The following is a 14,364-nucleotide window of genomic DNA, read 5'->3' as shown; positions in this document are numbered from 1 at the left end:
CCCTAGCGGCGGTAGCAGCAGAGGTCTAGTATGAGCCGCACTCACGTCAGCCAGGAGGTAAACCATGTCGGCCAATAAGAAGCCTGTAAATACTCCGTTGCACTTACTCCATCAGCTTTCGGGCAGCTTGCTCGAGCATTTGGAAAACGCTTGTTCCCAAGCCTTGGCTGATGCTGAAAAACTGCTCGCCAAACTGGAAAAGCAGCGCGGAAAAGCACAGGAAAAACTGCACAAATCTCGCACCAAATTGCAGGACGCTGCGGCGGCCGGCAAAGCCAAGGCACAAGCCAAGGCCAAAGATGCGGTTCAAGAACTTGAAGACCTGCTGGACGCGCTCAAGGAGCGTCAGTCCGAGACTCGCAGCTACATTCTGCAACTCAAGCGCGATGCCCAGGAAAGCCTGAAACTGGCCCAGGGTATTGGTCGCGTGAAAGAGGCTGTCGGCAAAACGCTGACCCTGCGTTCGGCCAAGCCAGCCGCCGCTGCTGGCACCACGAAAAAACCAGCTGCCAAACCGGTAGCTGCCAAGGCACCGGCCAAGGCTCCAGCGAAAGTCGCCGCCAAACCTGCAGCGAAAAAACCAGTCGCTGCCAGTGCTGCTAAACCGGCTGCCAAACCGACCGCTGCAAAACCTGCTGCCGCTAAACCAGCAGCAAAACCTACTGCTAAAACTGCCGCCGCCAAACCTGCAGTAGCGAAAACCGCTGCGGCGAAATCGGCTGCCAAACCAGCAGCAAAAACCGCTACGGCGAAACCGGCTACCAAGCCAGCCGCTAAACCGGTTGCTGCAAAACCTGCCGCCAAGCCAGCGGCCAAAACCGCAGCTGCCAAAGCGCCGGCCAAGCCTGCAGCTAAACCAGCCGTCGCTGCGAAACCTGCAACGTCCAGCGCTGCCAAACCGGCTGCTGCCAAGCCTGCAACGTCTGCTGCCAAACCAGCGGCCAAGCCGGCGGTGAAAAAGCCAGTCGTGGCCAAACCTGCTGCCGCTAAACCAGTCGCTGCAAAACCGGCAGCCGCACCAGCTGTTGCCAAGCCTGCGACGCCTGCACCGGCGGCTTCACCTGCTCCATCCGCGAGCACGCCAGCCGCTTCGCCTGCACCGGCAGCGGCGGCAAGCACTACCAACACCCCGACCAGCGCTTCCTAAGTGCCGGTTACCGCGACGCGCAGCTGATTCAGCGCGTCGCGGTTCAAGTTGGCGGCGCTCGCCGCCAACCCTTCCAGCCACACGGCCAGGTCTTTGGCTTGACCCTGCGGCCATGCTTGCGCCGCATTTTCCAGGCGCAACAACAGTTGCCGCTCCGCTTCCAGCTCCAGAGCTTTGACTTGCGTCCTTAACGTATTCAGTTCCTCGTCGTCGAGGGCAGCGGCTTTCCATTGCGTACGCAGTTGTCGAAGCGGTTGCACGACTTCTGCATGCCATGGCCCGGCCAGGTGCTGGAGGTGTTGCAGGCGTTGCGCATTGCATCTCACGCCACGCTGTCCGAGCCAGGCGGCGCACAACAACAGGCAAACGTCGGCGCCGGCTGCTTGCAGCTTCAGGCAGGCGTCCTCAACACCCGCTCGGGTGTAGAGGGTCAGGGAAAAGCTCCACAGGTCAGAGGACATAGTGCTACTCGCGCCAGTTGCGAGCGAAGCTGGTAGACTCCGCCGCCATTATGATTCGACTTCAGAACCTGACTTTACAACGTGGCCCGCAACGTCTGCTAGAAGACGCCGAGCTGACCCTGCACGCCGGTCACAAAGCCGGCCTGATCGGTGCCAACGGCGCCGGCAAATCCAGCCTGTTCGCCTTGATCCGGGGCGAACTGCACCCGGACTCGGGTGACTGCTTCCTGCCGGCCGACTGGCGCATCGCCCACATGCGCCAGGAGATCGAGACGCTCGAACGTCTGGCGGTCGACTACGTGCTCGATGGCGACCTGCGCCTGCGTGAGGTGCAACGCGACCTCGCCGCCGCCGAAGCGGCCCATGACGGCGCCGCACAGGCGCGTCTGCACGCAGAACTCGACAGCGCCGACGGGTACACCGCCGATGCCCGGGCGCGCAAGTTGCTCGCGGGCCTGGGGTTCACCAATGAACAGATGGATCGTCAGGTCGGAGATTTCTCCGGTGGCTGGCGGATGCGTCTGAACCTGGCGCAGGCGCTGATGTGCCCGTCGGACCTGTTGCTGCTCGACGAACCGACCAACCACTTGGACCTCGACGCCATTATCTGGCTGGAAGAGTGGCTCAAGAGCTACCCCGGCACCTTGCTGCTGATTTCCCACGACCGCGATTTCCTCGACGCCGTGGTCGATCACGTGGCTCACGTCGACCAGCGCAAGATTACCCTCTATCGCGGTGGCTACTCGGCGTTTGAGCGTGCCCGTGCCGAACGTCTGGCCCAGCAACAACAGGCCTACGAGAAGCAACAGGCGCAACGTGCGCACATGGAAAGCTACATCGCCCGCTTCAAGGCCCAGGCCACCAAGGCCCGTCAGGCCCAGAGCCGGATCAAGGCGCTGGAGCGGATGGAAGAGTTGTCTGCCGCCCACGTCGATTCACCGTTCGACTTCGTCTTCCGCGAGTCGGTGAAAATTTCCAGCCCGTTGATCGACCTCTCCGACGCCCGTCTGGGTTACGGCGAGCGAGCCGTGCTGGAGAAGGTCGAGCTGCAACTGATTCCTGGTGCGCGGATCGGTTTGCTCGGCCCCAACGGTGCCGGTAAATCGACCCTGATCAAAAACCTCGCCGGTGAACTCGAGCCGTTGTCCGGCCGGTTGACCCGTGGCGAAAATACCGTGGTCGGCTACTTTGCCCAGCATCAGCTGGATTCGCTGGACTCCAAGGCCAGCCCGTTGCTGCACTTGCAGCGTCTGGCGCCGACCGAACGCGAGCAGACCCTGCGCGACTTCCTCGGCGGTTTCGACTTCCGCGGTGCTCGGATCGACGAGCCGGTGCTGAACTTCTCTGGTGGTGAAAAGGCCCGTCTGGCACTGGCGTTGATTGCCTGGGGCCGGCCGAACCTGTTGCTGCTCGACGAACCGACCAACCACCTGGACCTGGAAATGCGCCTGGCGCTGACCATGGCCCTGCAGGAATTCAGTGGCGCAGTGCTGGTGGTCTCCCACGATCGTCATCTGCTCAAAAGCACCACGGATAACTTCTACCTGGTGGCTGATGGCAAGGTCGAAGAGTTCGACGGCGATCTGGAAGACTACGCCCGTTGGCTGGTCGATTATCGCCAGCGCAATGCGCCGGTGAACAACTCGCCGGTCAATCCGGACAAGACCGACAAGAAAGCCCAGCGTCAGGCTGCTGCTGCGTTGCGTCAGCAACTGGCACCGCACAAACGCGAAGCCGACAAGCTCGAAGCCGAGCTGGGCAAGTTGCACGAGAAACTGGCGAAGATCGAAACCAGCCTCGGCGACAGTGCCGTCTACGAAGCCGCCCGTAAGGACGAGTTGCGTGATCTGCTGGCCGAACAGGCCAAGCTGAAGGTTCGCGAAGCCGAGCTTGAAGAAACCTGGATGGAAGCCCTGGAACTGCTCGAAAGCATGCAGGCGGAGCTGGAAGCGCTGTCCTGACGGAGACGTTGCCAGCGTTCGGTATGACGCTGGCGCGGCAGCGAAGAGTTGTCGAGCGGCTTCGGAAAGTAGGTCAGGCTGCCGCTAACGCTGGTCGGTAGGGCCATTTTTCTGCAAAAAATCGATAGTCATTCGCAAGCCAGCGCATTAGCTTAGACGTCTATAACGAGTCTGAGTCGAGGTGTGCGATGGTGCTTGAGACATGGCTGGCGTTTTTTGCCGCCTGTTGGGTGATCAGTCTTTCCCCGGGCGCTGGCGCCATTGCGTCGATGTCCTGTGGTTTGCAGTACGGATTCTGGCGCGGCTACTGGAACGCCCTTGGCCTGCAACTGGGGCTGGCGATGCAGATCGCAATTGTCGCCGCCGGTGTGGGCGCAATCCTCGCTACGTCGGCCACGGCCTTCTACGCGATCAAATGGTTTGGCGTGGCGTACCTGGTGTATCTGGCGGTCAAGCAATGGCGCTCACTGCCCAGCAACATGAGCGATGACGCGGCCATTCGGCAGATCGGCAAACCGCTGGCGCTGGTCTTTCGCGGGTTCCTGGTAAACATCAGCAACCCCAAGGCGCTGGTGTTCATGCTGGCGGTGCTGCCGCAGTTCATCGACCCGCACGCGCCGCTGGTGGCGCAGTACCTGATCCTTGGCGTAACCATGATCTGCGTCGACCTGATCGTGATGGCCGGCTACACAGGCCTCGCTTCCAAGGTACTGCGACTGCTGCGCACACCCAAACAACAGCGGCGGATGAACCGTACGTTTGCCGGACTGTTCATTGGTGCGGCCGGGCTGCTGGCGACCATTCGCAGAGCCGCGGTGTAAAACCCGCAAGGCACAAAAAAGGCGACCTCTTGAGGTCGCCTTTTTCGTTTCCGCATGGGTGGCTCAGCGCAGAATAACCGGCGCCGTATCCTGCGGCAGGTTATTGCGCAGTGGCGCTTGCCCTGGCTGTTGCCGAGCGCCGTGACCGAGTTGTTCGGCCAACTGACGGGCCACGTCCTCACCCAACGACTTGGACACATCACGGACCACTCGTGGACGGTTCAGCGACACTTTGACGTCTTCGCCGTTGACCAGTTTGGTGTCCTGGCCGTCACCCATGGCGGTGAACGCCGAGGTGATTTCAAATGTCCGGGTGTTGATCAGACTGAAGTCCGCGACCAGGTTCAGGCCGAGAATCGCCGAGTAGCTGTCGGTGTTGGCCAGCGCGGTGATGTCGCGAGTGAAGTCGATATCCGACAGGGTTCCGAACAACACATAGTCGGCGCCCTTGTAGTTACCGGCCTTGATCCGCTTGATCACGTCGTAGACATCTTCCTTGGACTTGGCCGTGTACGGCGTGCCTTGCACCAGCTGGAACATCCCGGACTTGAGAATCTCGCCCTTGATGTCGCCGGTGAACTTGCGAAGCTCGCCTTGCTCGATGTAGCTGCTGCTGGCCTCGATCTCGTTGTAGCTCGACGAGCCGCTGGCGTGGTACATGCCCGCCTGCATGTTGCTCTGTGCGGAGACGATGTGAATGTACTGCTCCACCCGCTCTTGGTAAGCGAGGTCGGTGACCGCGATTTTCGGGGCCGCCTGCGCGCTAAACGCACAGGCCAGGGCCATGATGCCAATCCATGCACGCATTGCTTAACGCTCCGTGGTTTTGCGGATCTCTTTCTCGTCCATCCACTCTGCCAAGCCGCTTTCAACGTCGATCAGTTGCAGGCTGAACTTGTAGAAAACGTCCTTGTAATCGCTGCTGCGCTTGACGATCGAGCTGATCGAACCTTCAAGACGGTATTTGGCGGCGACCATGTTGCCGGTCTTGGCCACGGTGCCTTTCTTGTACAGGCCGCTCTGGTTTTGCAGCTTGAGCTGGTCGACCTGGCTCTGCATCGCGGTGTTGTCGCTGGCAAAGCGGGCGGTGCCGGACTTCATCAGTTGAGTCTTGATGCTGGTGGTGATTTCGCGGGTATCGATGTATTCGCTGGTCTTGTTCTTCACGTCGTAGACCTGCACGACCGGGCGGCCCTGCAAGATGCCGGACTGGGCCAGGGAGCGGGTCATGGACTCGGCGATCATCTGCAGGTCAGTGGAACCGAACTCGTTGGTCACCAGCTCAACAGCCTTGCTGTCGCCGTAACCGATGTTTTTCCCGCCCAGGACCGGCGAGTTGTTGGCGCAGCCGCTGGCCAGAAGGGCAACCACAGCGAGGAACGAAAAGCGTGCAAACATGGGAATGTCTCTCTGTCACGAAATAGGGGAAGGCTTAAGGGGTTTTGACTTCAAGGCGGAAGTCAGTGGCCTTGGGCACCGGCGCAATGGCTGGCAGGAACGTGGCCTGCGCGGCATACAGGTTCAGGGTTTTCCAGCTTTCTTCATCGGCCACCGGGAAGCCGTCGTCGCCCAGCCAGACGAAGCGGTAGTACATCGTCATGTTGGTGTGGCTGGTGTTGTTCAGCGCGACCTTGACGGTCAGGAAGCCGTTTTCACGGGCGACCCGCATCGCGCCGATGGCGATGTTGTTGAACTTGTTCATCACCACGACTTTGCTCGCGGCACTGCCAGGCGCAGGTGGCGGCGGGGTGGCGCAACCGGCCAGCAGAGCCAGGGCGGCGACAGCAATCAGTTTGAAACGCATGGAGAAGCTCCGCTTAAGGTTGTTTAACGCTGGCCACGACTTGCGGGGTAGCGCTTGGGATCACGTGGGTAGCGACGCCACTGGCGAACACCTGATTGCCCACCGTACGCAGGCTGATCACCTGGTAGCGCTGATCGACCTTGACCGTGATTCTCGAACCGCCCAGAGCGTTCGGCAGGCTCAGTTGGTGCTCGCCTTTGGCCAGGCGCAGGCGCACCACCTGGGTGTTGTCGGGCAGGGTGCGCCAGGTCCGGGTATCCGCCCCTTCCAGCACCGCCGAGGAAATGCCTACGGCCAGGCCGGCCAGTGGGTTGGTCTCGTTGATCTTCTTTTGCGCCACAGCGCGAGTCACGGCGCGGACGGTGGTGCGCAGGATGATCCCGGGCATATCGTCACGCAGTGCGCGGCGGGACATGGCGGTGGTGCTGTTGAGCTGGGTCAGGTTCTGTTGCTGGCCGTCGACGCCGATCTGCGCGTACGTCACGGTCGAGGTGTCAGGCTTGATCACCGGGAATGACAGCGGGGTAATCACCACGTTGTTGCTGATCGGCAGTGGCAACGGAATGCGGATCGAGTCACGGCTCGGCGCCAGGCCGCTTTGCACGACGATCAGGATGTCGCTCTCTTCGCTTTTGCCGGCCGGCTTGTCCAGGTTCAGCAGCGCTTGTTCGAGCAACGGAGTGTTAGGGCGCAGTTCGGCGGCTTTGCGATAACCCGGCGCGGCCAGGTCTTTTTCGCCCAGGGCTTCGTAGACGAAACCGGCCAGGTAATGGCTGAACGCGCTCTGATAGCTGTTCTTCAGGCCGACCACTTCAGGCGCGTCGAGACTTGCCACCGGGTAACCCTGCAGGTCCTTGTATTGGGTTTTGATGCCTTGCTTCTCGGCCTCGTCCTCGCGCTTGAGGTATTCCTTGTCGCGCAGTTCGGCGATCACCGCTTCACGTTCGTGGGTTTTCTTGATTTCGGTACGGGCGCCGTCGAAATCGTTCACGGCCAGAAGGTTCAAGGCCATTTGCGTGGTCAGCATGACTTTTTCGTAGTCATACCCTTCGTAGCGGCGAACCTTGTCATTGACCAGAAAGCTGCCGAACTGGGCCAGGTACTTGTCGGTGTCCAGCTTGACCGACTCTTCCCAGGTACCAACAACCTGATCCGCGCTTCTCCACGCGGCCTGGCTGCCGGTCAGGTCGCCCTTGGCGCGCAGCAGTTCACCTTTCTCGAAGTAATAGAGCAGGTCCTTGTTTTCACCTGTGTTGTTCTTTTCCAACAGGGTCAGTGCGGCGTCGACGTTACCGCTGGCCAACTGCTGGTTGGTTTGCTGCAGTTCTGTGTCGTAGCTGCGAAAGGCCGAACAACCGGCAAGCAAAGTGACTGCGCTGAGCGCGATCGAGGTGAGGGCGCGGGATGCCATGAGTACTTCTTCCCTGAGTTTAAACAGCCGAGCGTGCTGGTCGGGCTGGGTGAACCAATCGACAGGGAAGATGGCTTTCCATGCCAATTCCTCATAAAAAGAGGAGCTTAAATACCCAATCGCAATAACGAGGGCGCGGCATTATAAGCGTGGATGCTGGCCATGTAATGGCTTTTTAATTTCATTTTTTATTTTGGTGCCACCATGTTGGAGGTGTCTGAATCCACGAACAGTGGACGACAACGCTTGAGTGGAAAGCATTGAGAGTGAACAATGTGTTACTTCGTATTATCAATTGAGATTCATTCATGACTGCCCCGTCCCGTTTCCTGGCCTGGCTGGTGCTCCCTTTGTTTGCCCTGTGCAGTTTCAATCTGCTGGCGGACACGGTGGAAGGTGCGCCACAGGCACTGCATTTGCTCGATTACATTGGTGCCGATTACCCGGCGACCGTGGAGGCGGGCCAGGTCATTGATGACGGCGAGTACCGCGAACAGCTGGAGTTTCTTGGCGTTTTGCAGGGGCTGATCGTTGCGCTGCCGGCCAAACCCGAGCGGGCGGAACTTGAGCAGGGCGTGAGCACTCTGCGCAATGCGGTGACCCTGCGTCAGGACGGTACGGAGGTGGCCCGTCTGGCGCGGCAACTGGGCGCGAAACTGGCGGTGGCCTATGAAGTCAGCCAGGCACCGATCATTACCCCGGACCCCACGCGCGGTGCGCCGTTGTACGCGCAGCACTGCTCGGTGTGCCATGGCGACGCCGGTGCCGGTGATGGTCCGGCAGGTGTCGGCCTGACGCCGCCACCGGCCAATCTGCGTGATGCCACGCGGCTCGACCGCCTGAGCCTGTACGCGATCTACAGCACGTTGGGGCAGGGCATCGAAGGCACGGACATGCCGGCCTTCGCCGATCAACTCGACGAGCGTCAGCGCTGGGATCTGGCGACCTACATCGCCGCGTTCAGCGCCGATCCGGCCACGGCGAAAAGCGCAAAGAACTTCAACCTCGCCGACCTGGCCCGACAGACCCCGGCGGAAGTCCTGGCGGCCGAAGGCCCGGAGGCAGCCGCTACGTTCCGCGCCCAGCGCGCCCAACCACCGCAGGTCAAGCGTGGCCCGGCGCAGTTGCTCGATTACACCGCCGCGACCCTCGACAAGAGCCTGGCCGCTTACCGTGCCGGCGAGCGTGAGCAGGCTTATGACCTCTCGGTAGCGGCGTACCTGGAGGGCTTTGAACTGGTCGAAAGCTCACTGGACAACGTCAACACGGTGGTGCGCAAAGACACTGAAAAATCCTTGATGGCTTACCGTCAGTCGTTGCAGGACGGGCTGGCGATCGAGCAAGTCGAGCAACGGCTGGCGTTTGCCAAAACCAGGTTGAAAGAGTCCGCGGACCTGCTGGGCAGCGATGGTTTGAGCTGGTCGTTGAGCTATGTCTCCGGCTTGCTGATTCTGTTGCGCGAAGGGCTGGAAGCGATTCTGGTCCTGGCTGCGGTGCTGGCGTTCTTGCGCAACACCGGTCAGCAGTCGGTGATTCGCAGCGTCAACATCGGTTGGGGATTGGCGCTGGTGGCGGGTCTGGCGACCTGGGCGCTGGCGGCGTACGTGATCGATGTCAGCGGTGCCCAGCGCGAGCTGCTTGAGGGCTGCACCGCGCTGTTTGCCAGTGTCATGGTGCTCTGGCTCGGGGTGTGGATGCACGATCGTCGTCACGCGGCGGCCTGGCAGGATTACATCAAGAGCAGCCTGGTCAGCGGCGGCGGGCGTTTCGGCTTTGCGGCGCTGGCGTTTTTCTCGGTCTACCGCGAGCTGTTCGAAGTGGTGCTGTTTTACGAAACCCTATGGCTGCAAGCCGGCCCGGCCGGGCATAACGCGGTATTGGCAGGTGGCGCCACGGCGCTGGTGATGTTGATCGGTCTGGCCTGGGTGATCCTGCGCGGCTCGGCGAAACTGCCGCTGGCGCTGTTCTTCGGGATCAACGCCGGTTTGCTCTGCGCGTTGTCGGTGGTGTTCGCCGGGCATGGCGTCAAGGCTTTGCAGGAGGCCGGGATCTTCGGCACTCGTCCGGTGCCATTCTTTGACTTCGACTGGCTGGGGATTCACGCTGACGCCTATTCGCTGGGTGCGCAGGCGGTGGCGATTCTGGCGATTGTGGTGCTGTATAGCCGTAGTCGGCTGGCGGAGAAGCGGCGGGTGCAGGCTTCTTAATCGTATTCGCTGCGCTCATTATCGCGAGCAGGCTCGCTCCCACAGGATTGCGTATAACCTGTGGGAGCGAGCCTGCTCCGGGCGGCGATCCGACGATGCTTTTTGGAAGAGGTAAACGCAATGCGTGTCTGGATTGATGCCGACGCCTGCCCTCGGGCAGCCAAGGATCTGGTGGTGAAGTTCGCCCTCAAGCGCCAGTTTGAGGTGGTGATGGTGGCCGGGCAGCCGCAGATCAAGCCGGGCCTGGCACTGGTGAAGCTGATCGTGGTGCCGAGCGGCCCGGATGCAGCTGACGATTACCTGGTGGAGCACGCAGTACCGGGTGAGCTGGTGATTTGCAGCGATGTGCCGCTGGCCGACCGTTTGGTGAAGAAAGGCGTCGCCGCACTGGATCCGCGGGGCAAGGAGTTCGATGCGCAGAACATGGGCGATCGGCTGGCGGTGCGCAACCTGTTCACCGACCTGCGTGAGCAGGGCCAGATGGGCGGTGGTCCCGCGCCGTTTGGTGAACGGGAGAAGCAGGCGTTCGCCAATGCGCTGGACCGGATCATCACCCGGCTGGTCCGAAAGTCTTGAGCCTTGCAGTGAACCCTGTGGGAGCGAGCCTGCTCGCGATGGGGCCAGCACATCCAATATTTATATCGACGGATAGACCGCCATCGCGAGCAGGCTCGCTCCCACAATTGGCCCGCGTCAGGCGTCGTTTTCGTGGGTGAGTTCGAGGACGCGATCAACCAGCTTGTTGATCCCGGAAGCCGCTTCGCTGATCGATTGCGCCAGCATATAGGCTGGGGTGCTGACCAGTTTGCGTGCCTTGTCTTCGATGATCTCGCCGACAGCGCAATCGACATGGGTCGCACCCATTCGGGTCATTGCGGCGGCAGTGTCAGCGTCATTGCCGATCGTGCAGGTTACGCCCGGGCCGTAGATCTTCGCTGCCAATGCCGGTGAGATGCAGATCAGGCCAACCGGTTTTCCGGCTTCGGCAAAGGCTTCGGCCAGCGCCAGGACATCTGGCTGAATTGTGCAACCGGCGCCTTCGATAGCGAAGTTGGACAAGTTCTTCGCTGCACCAAAACCGCCGGGTACGATCAGCGCATCGAAGTCTTCGGCGTTGGCCTCGCGCAGGTCTTTCACTTGCCCGCGGGCGATGCGCGCCGACTCCACCAGCACGTTGCGCGACTCGGGCATTTCTTTGCCCGTCAGGTGGTTGATCACATGCAATTGCGCGATATCAGGGGCGAAACATTGCACCTGTGCACCGCGTTGGTCGAGGCGCAGCAGGGTCATCACGCTTTCATGGATCTCGGCGCCGTCATACACGCCACAGCCGGAAAGTATCACTGCAACTTTTTTGCTCATGGGTTCTTCTCCAGATTCATGGCGTTAAATGTCCACTAATTTGTCACTCGTTGCCATAGGGTTATTTCACGGCTACACCTAGGATCAGTCATCACCATTGCGATCAGGTCGCGTCATGGACTTCATTCTGTATGCGGTGCCGTTTTTCTTCGTGTTGATTGCCGTCGAGCTGCTGGCGGACCGCTGGCGCGGGATGCGTAATTATCGCCTGGCCGATGCGATCAACAGCCTCAGCACCGGCGTGTTGTCGACCACCACCGGCCTGCTGACCAAAGGTGTGGGGCTGGTGACGTACGCGTTTGCGCTGAAGCATCTGGCGTTGTTCGAGCTGTCGGCCGAGAGCATTTGGGTCTGGGTGTTTGCCTTTGTTGCCTATGACTTCTGCTATTACTGGCTGCACCGCATGGGGCATGAGCGCAACGTCCTCTGGGCGGCGCATTCGGTGCACCATCAAAGCGAGGACTACAACCTTTCCACGGCGTTGCGCCAGACCAGCACCGGGTTCCTGCTGAGCTGGATTTTCTACCTGCCGATGGCGGTACTCGGCGTGCCGCTGCTGGTGTTCGTCAGCGTCGCGGCGCTGAACCTGCTGTATCAATTCTGGGTTCACACCAAACACATTCCCAAGCTCGGCTGGTTCGAATGGTTCTTCGTCACGCCCTCCAACCATCGGGCTCACCATGCACAGAACGCGCTCTACATGGATCGCAACTACGGTGGAGTGTTCATTATCTGGGACCGGCTGTTTGGCTCGTTCCAGGAAGAGGACGACAACGAGCCGGTGATTTTTGGCGTGACCACACCGTTGGCGAGCTGGAATCCGTTGTGGGCGAATGTGCAGTTCTATGCGCAGTTATGGGCCGATGCACGACGCGCCGAGCGCTGGTGGGACAAGCTGCGAATCTGGTTCATGCGCACCGGTTGGCGGCCCGCGGACGTGGCGGCGAAGTACCCGATGAACAAACCGGACCTGAGTCAGTTCCGCAAATTCGAGGTGCCGCTGGACGGGCGACAGCAGGTGTATATCGCGTTGCAGTTTTGCCTGTACATCGCGCTGGGCAGCTACCTGATGAATCTTGCGCAAAGCTTGCCGGCCGCGGCCCTGGTGTTGGGCTGGGGGGCGGTAGCGCTGGGTTTGTTTGTGCTGGGCGTGGCCCTGGAGAATCGCCCGCAGGCGTTGAAACTGGAGTTGCTGCGGCTGGCGCTGAACCTGCCGCTGGTCTGGCTGGCGCCGCTGGTCGGGCTATGGCCGGCCAGCGCGGTGGGCTGGGTCGGCCTGCTCAGTTACAGCCTGCTCAGCGGCATCGGTCTCTACTACTGCAAAAACCGCATCACTCGACTGGCGTCGTAGGTTTGTCGGCCTTGGCATTTTCGGCCTGCAGGACCTGTTCGTCTTCGTAGATCTGCTTGGCGAGGCGAGCATTCTTGAAACGCCGACGCAACCACAGGCAGAAGCCCAGCACCAGCAGGGCGCCCAATACCCACAGCTCGTACTTCTTGACGCTGCCGAGCATGCCTTCGAGCACCGCGCCAAAGTGGTAAGCGGCAGCCGCCAGGGCGCTGGCCCATATCGCCGCACCAATACCATTGAGTATCAGGTAGCGTCCCGGCGGATAACCCGACAGGCCGATGGCCACGGGCATCACCGTACGCAGGCCGTAGACGAAGCGAAAGCTCAGTACCCAGATATCCGGGTGCCTGCGGATGTGCTCTAGCGCCCGATCACCCATCAGTTGCCAGCGTGGTTTGCGCGCCAGCAGTTTGCGGCCGTGTTTGCGCCCCAGGAAGTACCACAGCTGATCGCCGGCGTAACTGCCGAAGAACGCCACGATCACCACCAGGTTGATGTCCATATATCCGCGGAACGCGAGGAAGCCTGCGAGTACCAGAATGGTTTCGCCTTCGAAGAACGTGCCGAGGAAAAGGGCAAAGTAGCCGAAGTCATGCAGAAATTGTTGGAGCATTGTCTGGGTGCTGGCGAAATGAACGCGCAGCCTAACCCTTCAGGCACATTCAGGAAAGTGTCGAAATGTGTCTCGACGTGAACATTTCCTACAAGGACAATGGTTGCGACTACAGGTCACAGGGGTGCACATAACTGTCATACGTTGGTCATAATGGCCGCTTATAACTGTCACGCTCGCCCGCCAGCGCGGGCTCAGGAGTCTGTCGTGAGCTTTACCCCCGCCAACCGTTTGTTTCCTGCAACCCGCCTGCGTCGCAATCGTCGTGATGAATTTTCTCGCCGTCTGGTCCGTGAAAACGTCCTGACCACCAATGACCTGATTCTTCCGGTCTTTGTGCTCGACGGCGAAAACCGTCGTGAAGCGGTTGCCTCGATGCCCGGCGTCGAACGCCTGACCATCGACCTGTTGCTCGAAGAAGCGGCCCGGTGGGTCGAGCTGGGCATTCCAGCCGTGGCGCTGTTCCCGGTGACCCCGGCCGAACTCAAATCCCTCGACGCTGCCGAGGCATGGAACCCGGAGGGTATCGCCCAGCGCGCCACTCGCGCCTTGCGTGCACGCTTCCCGGAGTTGGGGGTGATTACCGACGTAGCACTGGACCCGTTCACCACCCACGGTCAGGACGGTATTCTGGATGAAGAAGGTTATGTGCAGAACGACGTCACCGTCGATGCGCTGGTCAAACAGGCCTTGTCCCACGCCGCAGCCGGTGCGCAGGTGGTGGCTCCGTCGGACATGATGGACGGCCGCATCCAGGCGATCCGTGAAGCGCTGGAGCTGGCCGGTCACGTCAACGTGCGGATCATGGCGTACTCGGCCAAGTACGCCAGTGCCTATTACGGTCCGTTCCGTGATGCGGTGGGTTCGGCGCTGAACCTGGGCAAGGCCAACAAGGCGTCCTATCAAATGGATCCGGCCAACGGCAACGAAGCGTTGCATGAAGTGGCCAGCGACTTGTCAGAAGGCGCGGATATGGTCATGGTCAAGCCAGGCATGCCGTACCTGGACATTCTTTACCGGGTCAAAGAAGAATTTAAAGTGCCGACCTTTGTCTATCAGGTCAGCGGTGAATACGCGATGCATATGGCGGCGATCCAGAATGGCTGGTTGAGCGAAGGGGTTATTCTTGAATCCCTGACCGCTTTTAAACGTGCTGGAGCTGATGGCATCCTGACTTACTTTGCCGTACGTGCCGCTCAATTGTTACGAGAGCAACAATAGCCCTC

14 protein-coding genes are annotated in these 14,364 nt (G+C 60.6%); 7 read left to right on the top strand and 7 right to left on the bottom strand.

Annotated features, from left to right (window positions below):
- The first annotated feature begins 64 nt into the window (after nt 1-64).
- Entirely contained in the window at nt 65-1,147 is a 1,083-nt protein-coding gene (locus BK658_RS03240) for an AlgP family protein (RefSeq protein ID WP_123581039.1), read from the top strand.
- Here the strand turns inward: BK658_RS03240 and BK658_RS03235 are convergent.
- The gene (locus BK658_RS03235) at nt 1,144-1,608 is read right to left on the bottom strand and encodes a TIGR02444 family protein (RefSeq protein WP_123581038.1); all 465 of its coding nucleotides are present in this window, start codon (nt 1,606-1,608) and stop codon (nt 1,144-1,146) included. The two genes, BK658_RS03240 and BK658_RS03235, sit on opposite strands and share 4 nt — an antisense overlap.
- A gap of 50 nt (nt 1,609-1,658) precedes the next feature.
- Here BK658_RS03235 and BK658_RS03230 point away from each other — a divergent pair, with 50 nt between their 5' ends.
- Entirely contained in the window at nt 1,659-3,569 is a 1,911-nt protein-coding gene (locus tag BK658_RS03230) for an ATP-binding cassette domain-containing protein (RefSeq protein ID WP_123581037.1), read from the top strand.
- 188 nt (nt 3,570-3,757) lie between these two features.
- Nucleotides 3,758-4,390 (top strand): LysE family transporter, encoded by a 633-nt coding sequence (locus tag BK658_RS03225; protein WP_123581036.1) that lies wholly within the window; start codon nt 3,758-3,760, stop codon nt 4,388-4,390.
- 63 nt (nt 4,391-4,453) lie between these two features.
- Here BK658_RS03225 and BK658_RS03220 read toward each other — a convergent pair whose 3' ends face one another.
- The 4 genes from BK658_RS03220 to BK658_RS03205 are packed head-to-tail and all read right to left on the bottom strand — an operon-like array spanning nt 4,454 to nt 7,605.
- On the bottom strand, nt 4,454-5,197 hold the full coding sequence (locus BK658_RS03220; protein WP_123581035.1) for a penicillin-binding protein activator LpoB: 744 nt from the start codon (nt 5,195-5,197) through the stop codon (nt 4,454-4,456).
- Between the two features lie 3 nt (nt 5,198-5,200).
- Complete coding sequence (gene lpoB, locus BK658_RS03215; RefSeq protein WP_123581034.1) at nt 5,201-5,788, bottom strand: penicillin-binding protein activator LpoB; 588 nt, start codon at nt 5,786-5,788, stop codon at nt 5,201-5,203.
- Between the two features lie 34 nt (nt 5,789-5,822).
- Nucleotides 5,823-6,194 (bottom strand): YcfL family putative periplasmic lipoprotein, encoded by a 372-nt coding sequence (locus tag BK658_RS03210; RefSeq protein WP_054594595.1) that lies wholly within the window; start codon nt 6,192-6,194, stop codon nt 5,823-5,825.
- A 13-nt stretch (nt 6,195-6,207) separates the two neighbouring features.
- Nucleotides 6,208-7,605 carry a COG3014 family protein gene (locus BK658_RS03205; RefSeq protein ID WP_123581033.1) on the bottom strand — a complete coding sequence of 466 codons (1,398 nt, stop codon included), beginning with the start codon at nt 7,603-7,605 and terminating at the stop codon, nt 6,208-6,210.
- Nucleotides 7,606-7,913: 308 nt separating this feature from the next.
- Between BK658_RS03205 and BK658_RS03200 the strand changes: the two genes are divergently transcribed.
- Entirely contained in the window at nt 7,914-9,812 is a 1,899-nt protein-coding gene (locus BK658_RS03200) for an FTR1 family protein (RefSeq protein WP_123581032.1), read from the top strand.
- Between the two features lie 120 nt (nt 9,813-9,932).
- Nucleotides 9,933-10,388 (top strand): YaiI/YqxD family protein, encoded by a 456-nt coding sequence (locus BK658_RS03195; protein ID WP_123581031.1) that lies wholly within the window; start codon nt 9,933-9,935, stop codon nt 10,386-10,388.
- Between the two features lie 117 nt (nt 10,389-10,505).
- Here the strand turns inward: BK658_RS03195 and elbB are convergent, their stop codons facing one another.
- Nucleotides 10,506-11,174 carry an isoprenoid biosynthesis glyoxalase ElbB gene (gene elbB, locus BK658_RS03190; protein ID WP_123581030.1) on the bottom strand — a complete coding sequence of 223 codons (669 nt, stop codon included), beginning with the start codon at nt 11,172-11,174 and terminating at the stop codon, nt 10,506-10,508.
- A gap of 115 nt (nt 11,175-11,289) precedes the next feature.
- Here elbB and BK658_RS03185 point away from each other — a divergent pair, with 115 nt between their 5' ends.
- Nucleotides 11,290-12,525 (top strand): sterol desaturase family protein, encoded by a 1,236-nt coding sequence (locus BK658_RS03185; protein ID WP_123581029.1) that lies wholly within the window; start codon nt 11,290-11,292, stop codon nt 12,523-12,525.
- On the opposite strand, the gene BK658_RS03180 is transcribed toward BK658_RS03185, so the two are convergent.
- The gene (locus tag BK658_RS03180) at nt 12,506-13,138 is read right to left on the bottom strand and encodes a DedA family protein (RefSeq protein WP_123581028.1); all 633 of its coding nucleotides are present in this window, start codon (nt 13,136-13,138) and stop codon (nt 12,506-12,508) included. The two genes, BK658_RS03185 and BK658_RS03180, sit on opposite strands and share 20 nt — an antisense overlap.
- 207 nt (nt 13,139-13,345) lie before the next feature.
- On the opposite strand from BK658_RS03180, the gene hemB reads away from it, so the two are divergent.
- Nucleotides 13,346-14,359 carry a porphobilinogen synthase gene (gene hemB / locus BK658_RS03175; RefSeq protein WP_123581027.1) on the top strand — a complete coding sequence of 338 codons (1,014 nt, stop codon included), beginning with the start codon at nt 13,346-13,348 and terminating at the stop codon, nt 14,357-14,359.
- Nucleotides 14,360-14,364: the final 5 nt, after the last annotated feature.

Origin of the sequence: Pseudomonas brassicacearum (assembly GCF_003732175.1) — a bacterium.
In the GTDB taxonomy this organism is placed as follows: Bacteria; Pseudomonadota; Gammaproteobacteria; order Pseudomonadales; family Pseudomonadaceae; genus Aquipseudomonas; species Aquipseudomonas brassicacearum_G.
This window is presented reverse-complemented; position numbering and strand designations above follow the sequence as displayed.